At 36.1% G+C, this 17,911-nt stretch carries 18 protein-coding genes and 1 pseudogene; 6 read left to right on the top strand and 13 right to left on the bottom strand.

Annotated elements, in window-relative coordinates; all coding sequences use genetic code 11:
- Complete coding sequence (locus IGJ20_RS06165; RefSeq protein ID WP_104890972.1) at window positions 1-1,626, bottom strand: glycoside hydrolase family 13 protein; 1,626 nt, start codon at window positions 1,624-1,626, stop codon at window positions 1-3.
- Between the two features lie 27 nt (window positions 1,627-1,653).
- The gene (locus tag IGJ20_RS06160; protein ID WP_202522501.1) at window positions 1,654-3,420 is read right to left on the bottom strand and encodes a glycoside hydrolase family 13 protein; all 1,767 of its coding nucleotides are present in this window, start codon (window positions 3,418-3,420) and stop codon (window positions 1,654-1,656) included.
- 259 nt (window positions 3,421-3,679) lie between these two features.
- Between IGJ20_RS06160 and IGJ20_RS06155 the strand changes: the two genes are divergently transcribed.
- From IGJ20_RS06155 to IGJ20_RS06145, 3 genes are all read left to right on the top strand, one after another.
- On the top strand, window positions 3,680-4,930 hold the full coding sequence (locus IGJ20_RS06155) for an extracellular solute-binding protein (RefSeq protein WP_002395113.1): 1,251 nt from the start codon (window positions 3,680-3,682) through the stop codon (window positions 4,928-4,930).
- An 85-nt stretch (window positions 4,931-5,015) separates the two neighbouring features.
- Entirely contained in the window at window positions 5,016-6,359 is a 1,344-nt protein-coding gene (locus IGJ20_RS06150; RefSeq protein WP_002357775.1) for a carbohydrate ABC transporter permease, read from the top strand.
- A gap of 3 nt (window positions 6,360-6,362) precedes the next feature.
- The gene (locus IGJ20_RS06145) at window positions 6,363-7,226 is read left to right on the top strand and encodes a sugar ABC transporter permease (RefSeq protein WP_002360454.1); all 864 of its coding nucleotides are present in this window, start codon (window positions 6,363-6,365) and stop codon (window positions 7,224-7,226) included.
- Between the two features lie 37 nt (window positions 7,227-7,263).
- Here the strand turns inward: IGJ20_RS06145 and IGJ20_RS06140 are convergent, their stop codons facing one another.
- Window positions 7,264-7,773: a MarR family winged helix-turn-helix transcriptional regulator gene (locus IGJ20_RS06140; RefSeq protein WP_002365578.1), complete on the bottom strand. Its 510-nt coding sequence runs from the start codon at window positions 7,771-7,773 to the stop codon at window positions 7,264-7,266.
- Between the two features lie 124 nt (window positions 7,774-7,897).
- On the opposite strand from IGJ20_RS06140, the gene IGJ20_RS06135 reads away from it, so the two are divergent.
- The 3 genes from IGJ20_RS06135 to IGJ20_RS06125 all read left to right on the top strand — a co-directional run bounded on the left by IGJ20_RS06135 (window position 7,898) and on the right by IGJ20_RS06125 (window position 11,515).
- Complete coding sequence (locus IGJ20_RS06135) at window positions 7,898-10,237, top strand: ATP-binding cassette domain-containing protein (protein WP_025193772.1); 2,340 nt, start codon at window positions 7,898-7,900, stop codon at window positions 10,235-10,237.
- A 118-nt stretch (window positions 10,238-10,355) separates the two neighbouring features.
- The gene (camE, locus tag IGJ20_RS06130) at window positions 10,356-10,856 is read left to right on the top strand and encodes a plasmid sex pheromone cAM373 precursor (RefSeq protein ID WP_231414707.1); all 501 of its coding nucleotides are present in this window, start codon (window positions 10,356-10,358) and stop codon (window positions 10,854-10,856) included.
- A gap of 197 nt (window positions 10,857-11,053) precedes the next feature.
- Complete coding sequence (locus tag IGJ20_RS06125) at window positions 11,054-11,515, top strand: hypothetical protein (protein ID WP_010777597.1); 462 nt, start codon at window positions 11,054-11,056, stop codon at window positions 11,513-11,515.
- Between the two features lie 41 nt (window positions 11,516-11,556).
- On the opposite strand, the gene trxB is transcribed toward IGJ20_RS06125, so the two are convergent.
- From trxB to IGJ20_RS06075, 10 genes and pseudogenes are all read right to left on the bottom strand, one after another.
- Window positions 11,557-12,471, bottom strand: a complete 915-nt coding sequence (trxB, locus tag IGJ20_RS06120; RefSeq protein ID WP_002357780.1) for a thioredoxin-disulfide reductase — start codon at window positions 12,469-12,471, stop codon at window positions 11,557-11,559.
- 157 nt (window positions 12,472-12,628) lie between these two features.
- Window positions 12,629-13,165 carry a hypothetical protein gene (locus IGJ20_RS06115; protein WP_227301199.1) on the bottom strand — a complete coding sequence of 179 codons (537 nt, stop codon included), beginning with the start codon at window positions 13,163-13,165 and terminating at the stop codon, window positions 12,629-12,631.
- Window positions 13,166-13,240: 75 nt separating this feature from the next.
- A pseudogene (locus IGJ20_RS06110) lies at window positions 13,241-13,381 on the bottom strand (FtsK/SpoIIIE domain-containing protein); the annotation flags it as partial.
- A 157-nt stretch (window positions 13,382-13,538) separates the two neighbouring features.
- On the bottom strand, window positions 13,539-13,949 hold the full coding sequence (locus tag IGJ20_RS06105) for a hypothetical protein (protein ID WP_231414706.1): 411 nt from the start codon (window positions 13,947-13,949) through the stop codon (window positions 13,539-13,541).
- 495 nt (window positions 13,950-14,444) lie between these two features.
- A complete protein-coding gene (locus tag IGJ20_RS06100; protein WP_225581408.1) occupies window positions 14,445-14,750 on the bottom strand; it encodes a hypothetical protein in 306 nt (101 codons plus the stop codon).
- A 325-nt stretch (window positions 14,751-15,075) separates the two neighbouring features.
- Window positions 15,076-15,279 carry a hypothetical protein gene (locus IGJ20_RS06095; RefSeq protein WP_202522637.1) on the bottom strand — a complete coding sequence of 68 codons (204 nt, stop codon included), beginning with the start codon at window positions 15,277-15,279 and terminating at the stop codon, window positions 15,076-15,078.
- A 24-nt stretch (window positions 15,280-15,303) separates the two neighbouring features.
- Window positions 15,304-15,879: a hypothetical protein gene (locus IGJ20_RS06090; RefSeq protein WP_430605272.1), complete on the bottom strand. Its 576-nt coding sequence runs from the start codon at window positions 15,877-15,879 to the stop codon at window positions 15,304-15,306.
- Window positions 15,880-15,945: 66 nt separating this feature from the next.
- Window positions 15,946-16,212: a hypothetical protein gene (locus tag IGJ20_RS06085; protein ID WP_231414705.1), complete on the bottom strand. Its 267-nt coding sequence runs from the start codon at window positions 16,210-16,212 to the stop codon at window positions 15,946-15,948.
- Between the two features lie 62 nt (window positions 16,213-16,274).
- Window positions 16,275-17,552: an LXG domain-containing protein gene (locus IGJ20_RS06080; RefSeq protein ID WP_231414704.1), complete on the bottom strand. Its 1,278-nt coding sequence runs from the start codon at window positions 17,550-17,552 to the stop codon at window positions 16,275-16,277.
- Window positions 17,543-17,899, bottom strand: a complete 357-nt coding sequence (locus IGJ20_RS06075) for a hypothetical protein (protein WP_033594688.1) — start codon at window positions 17,897-17,899, stop codon at window positions 17,543-17,545. The genes IGJ20_RS06080 and IGJ20_RS06075 overlap by 10 nt, the downstream gene beginning before the upstream one ends.
- Between the last annotated feature and the right edge of the window lie 12 nt (window positions 17,900-17,911).

Below are 17,911 nucleotides of genomic sequence, written 5' to 3'. Positions count from 1 at the left end.
TTATTGACTCACTTTCACAACAAATGCTTGCCAAGGCGCTAACGAATAGTCTGCTAAAGCAGTGACATCTGTCGGCATATTTTCAATCATTACTTGTTCTACATGAACGTCTGCAGAAAATGGCTGAACTTTGTCAGAAAAGTTTGTTACAACAAGCCAGCGTTCCTCACCATAGGTACGATAAAAACTGATCACTTCGTCCACTGTTTCCAGCAATTCAAAGTCGCCCCAAACAATTAAAGGATGTTCTTTTCTCAAACGAATCATTTCTTGGTACGTATAGAATAGTGAATTTTTATCTGCCAAAGCAGCAGCGACGTTAATCGTTTGATAATTGGAATTAACATCAATCCAAGGTGTACCCGTCGTAAAGCCAGCATTTTTTTCAGCGGTCCACTGCATAGGCCGGCGTGCATTGTCGCGACCTTTAGTATTAATTTTCAGCAAAATTTCTTCTTTAGAATATCCTTTTTCCAAATACTCATGGTACATGTTAATTGTTTCGATATCCCGTGCTTCACGAATATCTGTGATCGGCGTATTGGTCATACCAATTTCTTCCCCTTGATAAATATAAGGTGTGCCTTTCATCATGTGCAGTAAAATAGCGAATAACTTACTACTTTCCAACCAATATTCTTGATCATTTCCCCAACGTGAAATCATTCTCGGTAAATCATGGTTATTCCAAAATAAAGAATTCCAGCCATCATTTCCTAATTCTGTTTGCCATTTTGCAAAAACCTGTTTCAACTTGGCAACTTCCATTGGCTGAAGGTCCCATTTTTCTTTACCTGGTTGTTGATCCAAGCTCATATGTTCAAACTGAAAAATCATGGATAATTCATGACGCTCTGGACTAGAGTACATTTTTGCAATTTCAGGTGTGGCCCCCCATGTTTCACCTACAGTTAACAGCTCTTTGCCTCCAAATGTCGCGGCGTTCATTTCTTGTAAATAACGATGTAAATGAGGTCCATTCGCGGTGATCTCTTCTCCTGGAATTTTACCCACTAAGTCAATTACATCTAAACGGAAACCGCCAATTCCTTTATCAATCCAAAAATTCATCATCTCGTAAACCGACTGACGCATTTGTTGGTTTTCCCAATTTAAATCTGGTTGTTTTTTACTAAACAAATGCAAATAGTATTGCCCACTCGCTTCATCAAACGTCCACGCCGAACCCGAAAAGGCAGATTTCAATCGGTTAGGCACACCGCCATCTGAAGCAGGATCAGCCCATACATAATAGTCTCGATAGGGGTTCTCCTTGCTTTTTTTTGCTTCAATAAACCAACGATGTTCATCTGAGGTATGGTTAACCACTAAGTCCATAATAATTTCAATCTTTCGCTTTTTCGCTTCCTCAATTAGACGATCCATATCCGCCATCGTACCAAACTCTGTCATAATCGCTTCATAATCAGAAATGTCATAACCATTGTCATCATTGGGTGATTGATAAACTGGTGATAACCAAATAGCCCCAATGCCTAACGTTTCCAAATAATCCAATTTTTCAATAATTCCTGGTAAATCTCCAATGCCATCTCCATTGCTATCCTTAAAACTGCGAGGATAAATCTGATAAACCACGACTTCTTGCCACCAATGTTTTTCCATTCTTCTTCACATTCCTTTGCTTAATTATTATGCTTCATATAAAAGAAAACCTTTTGGTAAAACCATTATCTGTTCTGAAGCAATTTCGATAGAAGAACTTAGCAAAACTTCTCGATCAGTTCTATCGACAAATTGTGTCTCTTGGCCAGTATTAAAAATCCCATAGATCGTCTGTTCCTCCAAACGACAAGCGAGTCTAATCAACCCCGTTTCAAAAGAAGTGCCTGTCCAATCGATTGTTCCACCAGAAAAAACAGCTGCATACTTTTTGCGAAGGGCAATCAATGATTTTACAAATCCCTTCAAATCCAAATCTTGCTGATTTTCCTCCCAAACCATACAACGACGACAATCAGGATCCATATCACCTGTCATACCAATTTCATCACCATAGTAAAGACAAGGGACGCCTGGTTGAATATACGTAAACGCTAATACTTGGCGCATCAACTCTTTATCCTCTTTCGTTTCATGCAATAAGCGTGGTGTATCGTGGGAATCTAAAACATTAAACTGCATTTGATTCGTTTGTTGTCGATAGAGCATTAACTGGTTGTTCATTTCAGAAAGCATCTTTTCCAAGGACAGTTCTTGCTTGACAAAGTAGCCCATAATCGCATCTGTGTATGCATAATTCATCACTGCATGAAATTCGTCTCCTTGGAGCCAGCTTTGCGACGAGTGCCAAATTTCTCCTAAAATATAAAAATCTTCTTTTGCGTCATCACATGTTTGCCGGAATTTTTTCCAGAACGCATGATCCACTTCGTTTGCCACATCTAAACGCCAGGCGTCAATATCATATTCCTCAATCCAATAACGAGCAATTTCTAAAAGATAAGCTTGCACTTCTGGATTTGCTGTATTTAATTTAGGCATATGCGGAGTGAATGCAAAAGTATCATAGGTAATGTTGCTTGCTTCTTCAAAATCAGCACTTTCTTCATAGCTAGCTGGAAACTCATTTACGTGGAACCAATCGGCATAAATTGAGTCCTGGCCATTTTTTAACACATCTTGCCATTGAGGCGAAGTGTCCCCCATATGATTAAAAACGGCGTCCAACATAATCTTAATGCCCCGTCGATGACACTCTTCGACTAAACGCTTAAAGGTAGCGCCATCACCAAAAGCTGGGTCAATTTTTAAATAATCAATCGTATCATATTTGTGATTAGAAAACGCTTCAAAAATCGGGCAAAAATATAAGCCGTTAACACCTAAATCTTCAATGTAATCAAGATGATCTAGCACCCCTTGCAAATCCCCACCAAAAAAATCTTGTCGATCTGGTCTTTTAGATTCCCACGGCAACGTCCCTTCAGGATCATTGGTGGGATCACCATTTGCAAAACGCTCTGGAAATATTTGATACCAAACCGTTTCTTTGACCCATTCAGGTGCTTTAAAACGATCGATTTCATGAAAATACGGCATCCGAAAATAATTATTCGCCATCTTTAAATACTTTTCTTCTAAAGGATAAATGCCGTGTTCGCCATAAAACGCCGTCAAGCCATCCGTCCCTACTAAAGTAAAAGCATATGAAAGGCGTTTAAATTTTGCACTTAATGCAATAAACCAGTAATCATATAACTCCGTAGATACTAACTTCTCCATGGTTAACGACTGTTGGTACCACTTTTCTTTCCCTAAAAGATAAGGATCTCCTTGCACTAATTGGACAGAGGCAATGTCGCCTTTTGCCGTACGCAAACGAATATGCATTGTTTCTTCTGTATAAAGATAAGCAAATTCACTTTCTGGACGATGGTAGATTGCAGCAGTGTTCATTTAATTCTCTCCTTTAATTGTCGCTTTTCGTGTATTTTCTAATACTCGAACACATTTTAGCGCAAACGATTGCATTTGTATACCCTTTTTTATTTTTTTATTTAAAATGCTTAATTAGTGGTATACACCACTTTAAATAAACAGTATGTTATTTATAACAAAAAAACTTTTTTAACTTTCTCGATGAAAAACACTTGATTATTTCCGCAATCGGTTGCATAATAAGACTTGTAAAAAATAATTTTTGGAGGGTTCAAAAATGAAAGCGAATTGGAAAAAGATTTTAATGGGCGGTATCCTTTTAAGTGCTTCCGCGGTTTTACTTACTGCCTGTGGTGGCGCAGAAAAAACGAAAGCTGAAAATGAAAGCGGTTCAGCAAACAAAGCAGCTGGTGACGTAAAATTATGGGTTGATACTGAATATATGGGCGTCTTTAAAAAAGTTGTCGCCGATTTTGAAAAAGAAAACCCCGATATTAAAGTTAACTTAACTGCTGGAAATTCGGCAGATGCTAAAAAAGACATTGCAAAAGATCCTAAAGCTGCCGCAGATGTTTTCATGATGCCACATGATCAAATTGGTCAAATGGCAGAAGCTGGTCTGATTTACCCTAACACAAAATATGAAAAAGAAGTCAAAGAAAACAATATCGACTCGGCAGTCGCAGGAGTCACTTGGAAAGACAAAGTCTATGCCTACCCTTATGCCGTAGAGTCACAAGTTCTTTATTATAACAAAGATACGTATTCTCCAGAGGAAATCAAAACTTGGAAGTCTTTAACTGAAAAAGGCAAAATCGGTACCAATTTTGGCGAAGATGGCGCAAATTATATCTTCGGTCCTCTATTTATGAGTAACGGCGATTACTTATATGGTGAAAATGGCGAAGATCCAAAAGGTACCAACTTTAATAACCAACAAGGTATAGAAGTATTACAATGGATTGCCGATCAAAAAAATAATCCTGGTGTGATCCAATCAAATACAGAAGCATTGTCTAATCTAGGTTCTGGCAAAACGGATGCCTTCCTTTCTGGTCCTTGGTCTAAAAACGATGTAGAAAAAGCTCTTGGCGACAAAATGGGGGCCGCTGCCTACCCAACCATTGATTTTGGCAATGGAGAAAAACAAATGAAAGCTTTCTTGGGCGTTCGTAGTTTTGCTGTCAACCAACAAACACAAGCACCATTGGCCGCAATGACATTAGCAAACTATTTAACAAGTGAAAAATCACAAATGACTTACTTCAAAGAAATCGGTTTTGTCCCTTCAAACAAAAAATTACAAACAAACGAAGAAATCACACAAGATACTGTTGCAAAAGCTATCTTAGAAATGGCGCAACCAACCCACTCTGTGGTAATGCCAAAAATCCCAGAAATCGTTTCATTCTGGCCTGCGATGGATGCAGTGATCAATGATACGTACAAAGGCAATATCAAACCTGCGGATTATCAAGCAAAATTAGATAAATTAGTCCAAGACACATCAAAAGAAGCAAAAGAATAAAAAGAGTAAAGAAATGGGACGAGCTTCAATCTGCTGTCCCATTTCCTCTATCTTTTTTATTTAAGTAGAAAGTGAGTGAACGAAGATGTTCAAGAAAAAGAAAGCCCAGACGTCATTTCGAGAGGTCTTTAAAAAAGGCGACTTCGCTACAAAACTATCTTTTTTAGTTATGGGTGCTGCAAACTTTGCCAACAAGCAGTGGTTAAAGGGAATCATCTTTTTAACAGCTGAAATTGGCTTTATCTATTGGTTAATCCGTAATGGTTTCCACGCATTAATGATGCTAGGAACACTAGGGACCCAACAGCAAGGATTAGTATATGATGATTCTTTAGGGATTGAAGTTCTAAAAGAAGGCGATAATTCAATGCTCTTATTATTATTCGGAATTGCAGCAATTTTAGTCTGTTTATCGCTAATCATTTTATATGTAATCAATTTAAAAAGCGCCCGTCACCTATATGAATTAAAGACAGCCGGCAAAAAAATTCCAACAACTATGGATGATTTACGTAGCTTGTTAAACGAACGTTTCCATGCAACTTTAATGACGATTCCCTTACTAGGCGTTCTTTTCTTTACCATCTTGCCGTTGTTGTATATGATTTCAATTGCCTTTACCAACTACGACCATAACCATTTGCCACCGAAAAACCTTTTTACTTGGGTTGGCTTGGCAAATCTAGGTAATGTAATCACAGGCGATATGGCTTCAACGTTCTTTCCAGTACTTGGCTGGACCTTGATTTGGGCTGTTTTCGCAACCGCAACTTGTTTCTTTTTTGGAATCATTTTAGCCTTGCTTATCAATACAAAAGGCTTAAAATATAAAGCGTTTTGGCGGACTATTTTTGTTATCACGATGGCCGTACCTCCGTTTGTTTCACTTTTAATTATGCGAAACCTCTTAAATGGTTCCGGACCTATCAATGCTCTGTTGTTAAACTGGGGCTTAATCGATTCTTCTATCCCCTTCTTAACAGATCCGAATTGGGCAAAATTAACCATTATTGTTGTCAATATGTGGATTGGTATTCCTGCTACGATGTTAATCTCTACAGGGATTATCCAAAATCTTCCTGAAGATCAAATCGAAGCAGCTAGAATTGACGGTGCCAATAAATGGCAAATTTTTAAAAGTATTACGTTTCCACAAATTCTATTTGTGATGACCCCGGCGCTGATTCAACAGTTTATTGGCAACATCAATAACTTTAATGTCATTTATCTATTAACAGGTGGCGGGCCAGCCAATTCTAACTTCTACGGTGCAGGCTCAACTGACCTTTTAGTTACCTGGTTATACAAATTGACTGTCGATACAATGGATTACAATTTAGCCTCTGTGATTGGTATTTTAATCTTCATTCTTTCCGCAGTCTTCAGTTTAATTGCCTATACACGGACGAATTCATTTAAGGAGGCGTAACTTATGGCTAAAGCAAAAAGTTACCAGAAAAAACAACGCACTGCACTTACCAGCGTTTACATCATTCTAACCATTTTAGCAGTTTTTTGGATGTTCCCCATTGTGTGGATTATCTTAACAAGTTTTCGTGGCGAAGGCGGTGCATTTGTTCCCTATATCATTCCCAAAACATTCACTTTAGAAAACTATAAAGTATTATTAACAAATCAGACTGGCAACTTCCCCTTTGTCCGTTGGTTTTTGAACACCTTGTTCGTCTCCATCGCAAGCTGTCTGTTATCAACTTTCATTACAATCGCAATGGCTTATGCGCTGTCCCGGTTGCGTTTCCGCTTAAGAAAACCATTTTTAAAAGTGGCGCTCGTTTTAAATATGTTCCCTGGTTTTATGAGCATGATTGCCGTTTACTATATTTTAAAAGCCTTAAATTTAACTGAAAGTTTATTCGCTTTAATTCTGGTTTACTCTGCAGGCTCGGCGCTAGGTTTTTACATCGCCAAAGGTTTCTTCGATACCATTCCGATGGCTTTAGACGAATCGGCTATGATTGACGGTGCCAACAAGTGGCAAATTTTCACAAAAATTACGTTGCCATTGTCGAAACCAATTATTGTCTATACTTCTTTAACCGCCTTCATGGGCCCTTGGATGGATTTTATTTTCGCAAAAGTTATTATGGGTGATAAAGTTGAAAATTACACCGTTGCGATTGGTCTCTTTTCGATGATGACCAAATCAACAGCCAATTCACTATTTATGGCTTTTACAGCAGGATGTGTGCTAATTGCCATTCCAATTACTATTTTATTTATATTAATGCAACGTTTCTATGTAGAAGGCGTGACTTCTGGCTCTGTCAAAGGCTAGAAAAAACATCGTTTGGTTTATAGCCAAACGATGTTTTTTATTTTTTGGCGTTGTTTTCCTTACACGTTTTTCTTCGTAGCGCTTGATAATTGGACAAAATTTTCATGACCGCCAAAAAATGTTGATTGACCTCTTGATAATCCTCTAAGGAAAGAACACTAAGCGTTTCAGATAGTTGCTGTTTTACTTGATTTTCTTTTTGCTTAAAGAGCTTCTCGCCTTCTTTTGTCGTATAAACATTAACCACGCGGCGATTTTCTTGATTATGGCGACGTTGAACAATCGCTCGTTCTTCTAACCCCGCAATAGAGCGACTCACTTGAACTTTCGACGTTCCTACTTGGTTGGCTAACTCTGTCATACTGATTCCTTCATTCGTTGCCACAATTAATAAAATTAACATGTCTAACTTTGTTAATTTTAGATCCTCCAAGTCTAGGTCTTTAAAAAGCAATTGGCTCATATATGAAAAAATTTCAGTAAAGACACTAATATCTAAATTTGATGAATGCTTCTCTTTATCCATATGTTCTCCCTCGTTTCCCACCTAGTGTATACTAAATTCACTTGATTATCAAATAGTAATGATTGATTTTTGTTAACTATTATGTTACGTTATACACTAACTTAAGGTTGTGTTGTTGATAAATTGGAAGAAGGATGCGAAAAATATGCTAGAACTTAAAGAGATAAAAAAATATTATACTGTCGGCGGAACGACCACTAAAGCTTTAGATGGCGTCTCTGTCGCTTTTCGAAAACAAGAATTTGTAGCCATTCTGGGTCCCAGCGGCTCTGGTAAAACGACGATGTTGAATGTGATTGGCGGATTGGACAATTACGATTCTGGTGACTTAATCATTAACGGCAAATCAACAAAAAATTTTAAAGAAGCCGACTGGGATGCTTATCGGAATAACTCAATTGGTTTTATTTTTCAAAGTTACAACTTAATTAGTCATCAAGGGATTTTGGATAATGTCGAGCTTGGTATGACACTGAGTGGTATTTCAAAAGCAGAAAGACGCCAAAAAGCCGAAGATGCACTCATCCGTGTCGGTTTGAAGGACCATATCCATAAAAAACCTTCCCAATTATCTGGCGGTCAAATGCAACGGGTTGCCATTGCTCGCGCTTTAGCTAATGATCCCGATATTTTACTTTGTGACGAACCAACTGGTGCATTGGATTCAGAAACCAGCCTGCAAATTATGGCACTTATCCAAGAACTTTCGAAAGAAAAATTAGTCATTATGGTGACCCACAATCCTGAATTAGCTCATGAATACGCTGATCGAATTATTGAATTTTCAGATGGCCAAATTCGGCATGACTCGCGTCCTCATATTGAACATGAAAAAAAAGAACCTTTCGAATTGAAACGCACCAAAATGAAATTCACGACTGCGCTGCGTTTGTCTTTTAATAATATCCGCACTAAAAAAGGGCGAACTTTTTTAACCGCCTTTGCTTCAAGTATCGGAATTATCAGTATCGCGATTGTCCTTTCTCTTTCAACAGGATTCCAGAAACAAATTGATAAAACTCAGTCGGAAACGTTAGCGCAATTTCCGATTACCATTTCTAAAATAGCGACAGATCAAGATCCAGAAAGTTTCAATAATCAGGACAAAAAAGGCACCTTCCCGAAAGAAAAAGAAGTGACTGCTAAAATTAGCGATGCGGACCGTGCGCAACACACGAATTTAATTGATAAAAAGTTTATTGACTATGTCAATCACATTGATCCTGAATTAAGTAATAATATCGGCTATACTCGTCTAGTCAATATGAACTTATTAAGAGAAATCAACGGGAAAGCACAAGCTGTCAAATTTTCAAACGATGCACCCGACGGCCAATCAAACGCGATGGCTTCTATGATGGCTGCCCAAACTGGCGTCGGCGTTTCTGCTTTTCCTAAACAACTAGAAAATGGAAAAAACAATTTCTTAAAAGACAATTACTCGTTGCTTGAAGGAAATTATCCAGAAAAAGAAACCGATGTCGTTTTAATCGTCGATAGTAACAATACCACCAATATTAATGCTTTAAAAAATCTTGGCTTTGACGTGAAAGATAATCAAAAGATTGCCTTTTCAGACATTGTTGGCACAAAAATGAAATTAGCCAATAATAATGCATTTTACACCAAATTACCGACAGGCAACTTCATTCCTAACCAAGATTTGCAAGCTGTTTACGATAACCCAGAAAATACTGAATTAACAATTTCAGGGATTTTGCGAATTAAAGATTCTTCAACAATGAATCTATTAGCACCTGGAATTGCTTATAGCGATGCACTTTCAACTAATATGATTGCCAAAAACAAAACCTCTGATATTGTTAAAGCGCAAGAAGCCAGCAACACTAACGTTATGACTAACGAAACATTAGATGCTTCCGCGAAAGAAAACCTGTTGTCTTATTTAGGAGCGAACGAAATCCCTTCAAGTATTATGATTTATCCAAACGACTTCAAATCAAAAGATAAAATTCTTGATTATTTAGATGCTTATAACAAAGGAAAAGATAAAAAAGACCAAATCATCTATTCTGATTTAGCTGGAACAATGACCCGCTTAACAGGTGGTTTAATGGATGCCATCACCTATGTGCTGATTGCATTTGCTGGGATTTCCCTTGTTACAAGTATGATTATGATTGGGATTATCACCTATACTTCTGTCATTGAGCGGACCAAAGAAATCGGTATCCTGAAAGCGTTAGGAGCTCGTAAAAAAGATATTACCCGGGTGTTTGATGCCGAAACTGCTATTTTAGGCGTTGCCTCTGGTATTCTTGGTGTTGTGATTGCCTTTCTCGCAACATTTCCGATCAATGCAGTGCTCTATAACCTGACTGATTTAGAAAATGTTGCCACCTTAAATCCAATTCACGGGATTATTTTGATTGTAATTAGCACAATCTTAACCATGATTGGTGGCCATATTCCTGCCCGAATGGCAGCGAAAAAAGATGCGGCAGTTGCTTTACGTGCAGAATAAATAACAAAAAATAATCCTTTAATTTCTCTTAAAGGATTATTTTTTGTTTGTAATTTTTATAAAACCTCCGTATACTAAATGATTGTGAATACTTAATAAAAGGAAACGAGGTAATTTCATGTTAAAAAAACCATTTTTACTATTTTTTTCACTTTTAGGAGCTATTTTTATTTTAGCTAGTTGTGGCATAGGAAAAGATGCTGTCACAGATACTAAGTACAAAGTTAGTTTGCAGCAAGCTGCTGAAATCTACGAAAAAGAAGCTGGCAACAGCAAACCATTAGTAAATGTCCAATTTGATACAGAACCAGCAAGTGACTACAGCTATATCTTTACCAACGATACAGAAACACTTTACGTGAATCCTGAAACAGGAAAAGTCACCAAAAATACTGAAGCAAATCAACTTGGCGAAAACGAGACAGCCTTTTCAGCTGCTGAAGTCAAAGAATTAGACGCTGTTAACGACGTTTTAGCCAAAGCAAAAAAAGAAGTTGGAGGACTTTCTCCACGTATTTTGACTTGGAAGTTAACCAAAAATAACAATAAACTTGTTTATACAGTAGATGTTAAAACGACTACGGCAGATGAAAAAGTTACCTTAGATGCCAATAAATAAGCACAAGCGTATAACTTATCACGAAATAACCAAATCTTAAAATACTCTTTGGGACAGAACCTACGCATTCGGAAACCTTAACATTTTCCGAAGCCGATCGTTCTGTCCCAATTTCATTCTTTTAAGTAATAATAATTGTTCGTTACCCCTGCTACCGTTATACTTAGTTTAAAAGAAAAAGATGGGAGTATCAATTCATGGTTTATACAGTTGATTTTAAAGAAGTAGCCACTATTGGTTTAGAAAGTTCACCAGTGGCACCTGCCCTTGCTGGACTAAGAGCGAATGAAGCTCGCTATTTTTGGAATAAATACAAACATCGCTTTACGACCGTCCCTGCCTCTGAAACTCCAGAAACATTGGCCTGGATTGAAAAAATTTTATTGGAACGAGCGTTACATTTCCCTTACAAGCCACTTGAAATTTCTTCTTTCACTTTAGATGGCATAAAAATGGCCTATGTATTTTATGAAAATGGCTTAGCAGTTAACGTGATGTACACATTAGCTGAGGAAGGCAAACGCGCCGTTGGGTTTAAACTTTCAGATGGTATGGCAATCCCTGCAGAATTTGAAGGAAAATTCAAATTTGCTCGTCAAAAATCAAAATTAGCTGGAACCATTCGCGGCTCTTATTTTGTCATTAAAGGAACCTATTAAAAAATGCTTTTGCCTTTAATAATAAAGGCAAAAGCATTTTTTTATTTTAATTCTTCAATGTAGTTAAATACTTGTTGTCCAGCAATACCGCCTTCACCGACCGCTGTCGTGATTTGACGCAATGTTTTTTCACGGACATCACCAATGGCATAAACACCAGGAATTTTTGTTCTCATTTCTTGGTCTGTTTCAATCCAACCAGCCTCATTCGTAATACCAGCTTTCTTAAATGGTTCTGTTAATGGATCTAGCCCCACGTAAATGAACACGCCGTTTGCTTCAATTTCAGAAACTTCATCTGTTTTGACATTCCGGGCTTTCACACCTGTCACGACCATTTCATTGCCAACAATTTCTTCGACAACTGTATCCCAAACAAAGGAAATCTTTTCATTTGCAAAGGCACGATCTTGAATGATTTTTTGCGCACGCAATTCATCACGACGGTGAACAATCACTACTTCAGAAGCAAATTGCGTTAAATAGATTGCTTCTTCAACTGCAGAATCGCCGCCGCCAACGACTACTAAGCGTTTATTTTTAAAGAAAGCACCATCACAAACGGCACAATAAGAAACACCACGGCCAGCAAATTCTTCTTCGCCTTTTACACCCAATTTTCGGTGTTCACAGCCTGTTGCAATAATTACCGCTTTAGCTTCATAAGATTTGTCATCACAAATCACTTCTTTATAGGATCCGTGGTCTTCGATGCCCATCACAATGCCATACGCATTTTCCGTACCAAATTTTTCTACATTTTCATACATTTTATAGGCCAATTCTGGACCCATAATAGAATCAAAGCCTGGGTAATTCTCTACCTCAGCAGTGTTGTTCATTTGCCCACCAGGCGCACCGCGTTCAATCATCAATACAGAAAGATTGGACCGTGATGCATAAAGTGCTGCCGTCATCCCAGCAGGACCGGCACCAATGATAATTACATCATACATTTTATTTCCCCCAAAATTTTAAGTAAGTTTACTTTACTCCTTAAACAATTTCTTGTCTACTTTTCTGCCCTTTTTTGACATTCGGAGTAGGTGTGTCTATTACGTAAGTTATTGTACCACGGTTTTGTGTTTTCTAGGAGGGGGAAGGAAGATTAATTTAGCTATTGTATTTAAACCAGAATTCTTCAATTTTTTCTTTGAATGCTATCGTTGGATAATTCCCTCTTAAATCAAAAGTGTGTCTATCACCATCACTAAATTTTATTTGATAATTATAAATAACCTCACTTTCCATTTGTCTGAAAAGTCCTACATCAATGACCTCCGACCAACCACGCACTATTAGAAATCCCTTTTCATGATATGACAAACCATGACTGTCCATTCTATATAAAATGCCACCATATTTTCTGATATACTTAGTCTCATTAATCCCAGTTTCGATTATCAAAAAAGCAAACATACATATTAATTTAAGCAAGGATAAAGCACTGATTAGTATAGCCACTACTGTTAAAAAAACAAAAAAAATTATATTACTTGTCACTGGATTTTTATAGAGTGGAAAGTAAAACCATACCAAGCAACTAAGTGTGACAAAAATAACACCTAGTCCTATACCAATTTTTTTGTACCCATCTGCCTTAGTCAGTCTCACTTCAAATATCTCTTCCTCATTTATAAGCAAACTCAAACTTTTCTCTCCTCTTTCCTTACGAGAAAACTCTAATCAGTTCAAAACTATTTAATACCAATCATCAAATCAGTGTATTTCACACTTACCAGAGCCAGTCGTTCCTGCGACAAGTCCATGCGGTCCATGGGCACGTTCATGTAAGTTCAAGTAAACAATGTCATCTTTGCCACGAACGCCAAGAGGAACTGCTAAAGACTTAGAAGTATCGCTCTTTGCCAAATAGTATATGTTTTAATGCTATATTATGTAGAAAGGCCAGAAGTTATATTGCAACTCCAAAATCTCAACTTTTTTTAGAATTGGCATAACTATTCTGGTCTCATTCATAGAAGTTTATCCGGATTACTTTTATTTATTACTGAAAAAATCGTTATGAATATCTTCTGTTAGTTTTCATATATTTTAAATGTTTGCAACTATTATTATTTGTTCCTATACCATTCTTCTTTATCAAAAAAAACGTTCTACGAAATTCTTCTGAATATTTTTTTATTAATGCACCTTGAATAAATTCATTCCCATCAAAAAAGGTTGTTGGAAGTAAACCTACGCAAAAACCACCGAGTATAACACCAAATCCTCCAACGACACCGTAAAGAAAATTAGTTATGTTATTTATATCAGATAACATAAAGAAAGATTTTGTTATTCTATATACTTGCATACCCACAATAGTAAATATAATCAATCTAGCTGGAAATCGACGAAGTCCTTGTTGCCATTTTTTTACGGGTAATACAAAACCGTACGTATCATTCAATACTTTTTTTATCGGTAACAATTATTATTACTACTAACTTATACAGTAAAATATAGTAAAGCACTATCAATAACAGTCTGATATATGTGTTCAACTGTTGAAATTGCGCAAATACGATTATCCCACTATAGCCAAATACGCTAACTTCACTCAATGAAAACAGTATCATTTTATAATTAAATCGATTCAATCCTATACAACGATTTTTTTTAGAAATTTTGAAATATAAATAGCAACTCAAAATAACAATGCCTATAAATATTCCAATAATTGCCATAAAAATTGGATATCCTTGTTTTGATACATCTTTAAAATTGTATGTTGACATTGCAATTAGAAATATAGTAGGAATTATCATCGACCCAAGCAAAATTATTTTTTTTTGATAGAATAGCTGAGCAACGTATTCTTTTCACCTGATATATTTTCTAAAAGTATGTCGTAGTTTATATTTTTTTTTGCTTGTTCAAAGGTTATTATATTTATCATGTTATTTAAACTTTTCATAAACGCACCTCACTTCCTTTTATAAATTTTGTTATTCATTTGCGGGTTAATATTAGTGCTGCCACTATGAGCAGGCACCCCTATTTTATATTCTTTATCCGTTGGAATCACTTCATATTCTCCATGTTTTTTATATTGTTCATTTAACCATTTTCTTTTATCTTCTGCAGAAGATGACCAACCAAATCCATCTTTATCTCCCCATATTTTGGGAATAGAATTAATAATATCTTTTCCCATACGACCAGTAGTATTCACCGTCCCCAACACAGCTCCAACAGGTCCTCCATATTCTGCTCCTTCTAGCGGCCCCATGTCCCAAGCAAATGAATTAATCCCACTATAAATGGCCTTACTTACATCTCCATATGCTGGACTTTTTGGATTGATGTATTCTTCATAGGCATAAGAAAGTAAGGTTAAACCATCTCCTATATATAATAGTCCTTCTTTCAGTATGGGATATGCTTTTTAAAAAATCTGAAACAGCTTGCATTTTTTTGAACTCTTTGAGGCTTATTTTAGATCTTACAGTAATTCTTGATTCTAGCGAAATTTTTGAAAAGATATCTGTGAAATACTACATTTAGTTGTTTATATTATGTAAAAGAGGTCAGGTTCAAACTTGACCTCTTTTGTTCTAACTATCTTCACCATACCATTCTTGCTTTGTAAAGCCATATTCTTGACGGAATTCTTCGGAATACATCTTAATTAGTTTTCCTTTTACATAATTAACGGGGCGAAATAAAAAATAGGTTGGGATTAAGGTAATAGCTAACAACATAGGTATACCAATAAATATTCCTAAAAAATCATTAAATAATCCATCCGAATAAAACATTTAATTTATATAGTTTTTATCTACTCAACTTTTATTAAGCCTATATAATTGCATTCCTACCAAAATAATTACTATTATCCATCCTGAGAACTTAAGCAAAAGATTTAAACTTTTAAAAACTTTATAATTCTTATTAAACATTCTATTTACCTCTTGTAAAATAAGATTTTTTTCCACAATATGATATAAAATGACAAACGTTAAGATAAGAAAAGTTGAAACAACAAGATTAACAAATGGATTTCCTTTATCCATACCAAATCCAGCTGAAAAATAAGAAATATACATTAATTTACTAATATCATAGGAAAAACTTTGATATTCGCTATTTTCTAAATATTTTTGACTATGTTTAAAGAAACAATAAAGCATTAATCCTATGATAGTAGCCTCAGCAAGTACACCAATTAAGCTGGAGATAAAATTCATTTTTTTTCCAATTAAATCATTAAGAAATATAAATAACATTGACATCGGTATAACTAAACCAACTAGTAGAAAAATGCGTTTTTTTAAAGTTAGGGAAAATTTTTGCTTCTCTTCTCCAAGTCTGGCAAAAGAAATATCTTTCCACTCAATAACCGCTTTTGCTTCATTCAACGATATTGTTGATAGGACGTCACATTTTCTTTTCATTTTAAAGCTCCTTAAAATTATAAGTTTTTCTTATTTGTTAATTGTTTTCGGATTGAAACTAGGACTTCCGCTTTCTGGACGTACACCAATACGATAATCTTTATCAGTAGTATATGCTACATGTTTACCATAATTTTCGTATTGTTCATTTAACCAGTTTCTTTTATCTTCTTCCGTTAAAAAGGTGTGTTTTTCATCAATCCAACTTAATATATCCTTTATATAGGGGATATTATTGACAATAGGAATATCAGATAACCCGCCTCCTTGTGCCCAATAATTCACCGTTCCAGCCAAAGCTCCAACAGGTCCTCCATATTGTGCTCCTTCTAGTGGTCCTGCATTCCATAAAAATAAGTTTATTCCTCCATAAATAGCCTTACTTTCATCTCCGTAGGCCGGACTTTTGGGATTGGTGTATTCTTTTCATAGGCATAGGAAAGGAAGGTTAAACCATCTCCTATATATAATAGTCCTTCTTTCAGTACGGGATGTGCTTTTAAAAAATCAGAAACAGCTTTCAATTTTTTAAACTCAGCTAAACCTACTTTGGAACCTGCAATGATTCGTGAACCTAATGAGCTTTTTGACAAAACACCCGTCAAGTGGCCCATTGGTGCTAAAACTTCCCAACCCTTTTCACTTAATTTAAATAATACCCCATATAACTGAGCTTGTTTATCTAGCGGCAACTTTTCTGCTAAAATAGCCAGCTCCGAACTTCTTAAAACCTTCAGCACTTTTTCTTTAGGCCAATCATTCACATTTTCTTGAAAAATAAATATTTCTAATGCTGCCATTTTCAGTTTCTCTGGTACTTTATCTGAATCCAAGGCAGTAATAATATAGTTAAACAATCGTTTATCTTTTTTGACTTTTTCGATAGCTGCCGCTGGATTCTTCTTAAATAAGTCATTAATCATTTTTGCCATATTTTGTTGATTTTTCTTTGCTTCTTCTAAACTTTCAATCCCTTGAATTTTTGTAAACCATTCTTTACTCGTTCCTTCTGGCAATGTATAACTACCATCCGCATGAATTGTTGTTCCATTCAACACCATTATGCCTTGCATAGCCAGTTTAAATTCAGCTAAGCTTTCTTGAAACAGCCCACTTATTTTGCCATTAAATTCTCTTAGCTTATTCAACTTTTTTTCAATCCGTTGAATATCCTTTTGACAGTCTTGCGCTCGCCTCGCGAAATCTCGCTGCATCCCTCTTATCATTTCTGATAGTAAGGGCTCTGGCAATGCATTGGCAATCATGTTGGCTGTACGTTCAGCGTTCTCCAAAGCTGTCTTTGAACTTTTACATAATGTTAATTGTTCATTTAAGTTGTCTTCTTCCAAATAACCTTCACTGGCAATAAAACTGTCCGCTGAAGAGAACGTATTCAAATCTCTTTGAACATTATCTACTGCACTCGAAACACGTTTGATTGTTGGAATCACTAACTCTGAAAATAACCCTTTCCCTGCGGTATACGCTGCTCCTGCTAATGTCTGGCCATCGATTGCTGCGATTAATTGCTGACTACCAGAGTTTAGATTACTGACTGCTGTCCGAGCAATAGAGAGATTCGTTGCTAATGAACTTTTGATGGCATCGCTGTCACTACTTGAATAGATTAATCCCATGGCAATTCATTCCTTTCTTTTTGATATTCAAGACGTTCTTCGTTTAATTGTTCATTTTTTCTGACACATTGTTGATAAAATTCCTGATGAACTTGTTGAAAAGTAGAGGTTTGCTTTTGCTGCTTCTGAAGATAATCTTCTTGTAGCCATCTTGCTTCTTGATTACCATTCTTAGCTAATTCATGATTCAGATTTTCTAACTTACGTATATTTTGCGTTAAATCTCCTTCTAATGTGTCAAATAAGTTTTGAACTTGTCTCTTTACACTAGAAATTGAAGATATTTCGTGCTCTTTTTCAATAATTTTTTGATTGTATTCCGCTCGTAACTGCTCATTATTTTTCATTTTATAATCCTC

It is taken from the genome of Enterococcus sp. DIV0294 (assembly GCF_050558155.1).
Classification (GTDB): domain Bacteria; phylum Bacillota; class Bacilli; order Lactobacillales; family Enterococcaceae; genus Enterococcus; species Enterococcus faecalis.
This window is presented reverse-complemented; position numbering and strand designations above follow the sequence as displayed.

Coding starts and splice junctions, on each gene's coding strand:
- IGJ20_RS06165 (WP_104890972.1), bottom strand. CDS start 1,626: ATGGAAAAACATTGGTGGCAAGAAGTCGTGGTTTATCAGATTTATCCT.
- IGJ20_RS06160 (WP_202522501.1), bottom strand. CDS start 3,420: ATGAACACTGCTGCAATCTACCATCGTCCAGAAAGTGAATTTGCTTAT.
- IGJ20_RS06155 (WP_002395113.1), top strand. CDS start 3,680: ATGAAAGCGAATTGGAAAAAGATTTTAATGGGCGGTATCCTTTTAAGT.
- IGJ20_RS06150 (WP_002357775.1), top strand. CDS start 5,016: ATGTTCAAGAAAAAGAAAGCCCAGACGTCATTTCGAGAGGTCTTTAAA.
- IGJ20_RS06145 (WP_002360454.1), top strand. CDS start 6,363: ATGGCTAAAGCAAAAAGTTACCAGAAAAAACAACGCACTGCACTTACC.
- IGJ20_RS06135 (WP_025193772.1), top strand. CDS start 7,898: ATGCTAGAACTTAAAGAGATAAAAAAATATTATACTGTCGGCGGAACG.
- camE (WP_231414707.1), top strand. CDS start 10,356: ATGTTAAAAAAACCATTTTTACTATTTTTTTCACTTTTAGGAGCTATT.
- IGJ20_RS06125 (WP_010777597.1), top strand. CDS start 11,054: ATGGTTTATACAGTTGATTTTAAAGAAGTAGCCACTATTGGTTTAGAA.
- trxB (WP_002357780.1), bottom strand. CDS start 12,471: ATGTATGATGTAATTATCATTGGTGCCGGTCCTGCTGGGATGACGGCA.
- IGJ20_RS06100 (WP_225581408.1), bottom strand. CDS start 14,750: ATGGGGCCGCTAGAAGGAGCAGAATATGGAGGACCTGTTGGAGCTGTG.
- IGJ20_RS06095 (WP_202522637.1), bottom strand. CDS start 15,279: ATGTTTTATTCGGATGGATTATTTAATGATTTTTTAGGAATATTTATT.
- IGJ20_RS06080 (WP_231414704.1), bottom strand. CDS start 17,552: ATGGGATTAATCTATTCAAGTAGTGACAGCGATGCCATCAAAAGTTCA.
- IGJ20_RS06075 (WP_033594688.1), bottom strand. CDS start 17,899: ATGAAAAATAATGAGCAGTTACGAGCGGAATACAATCAAAAAATTATT.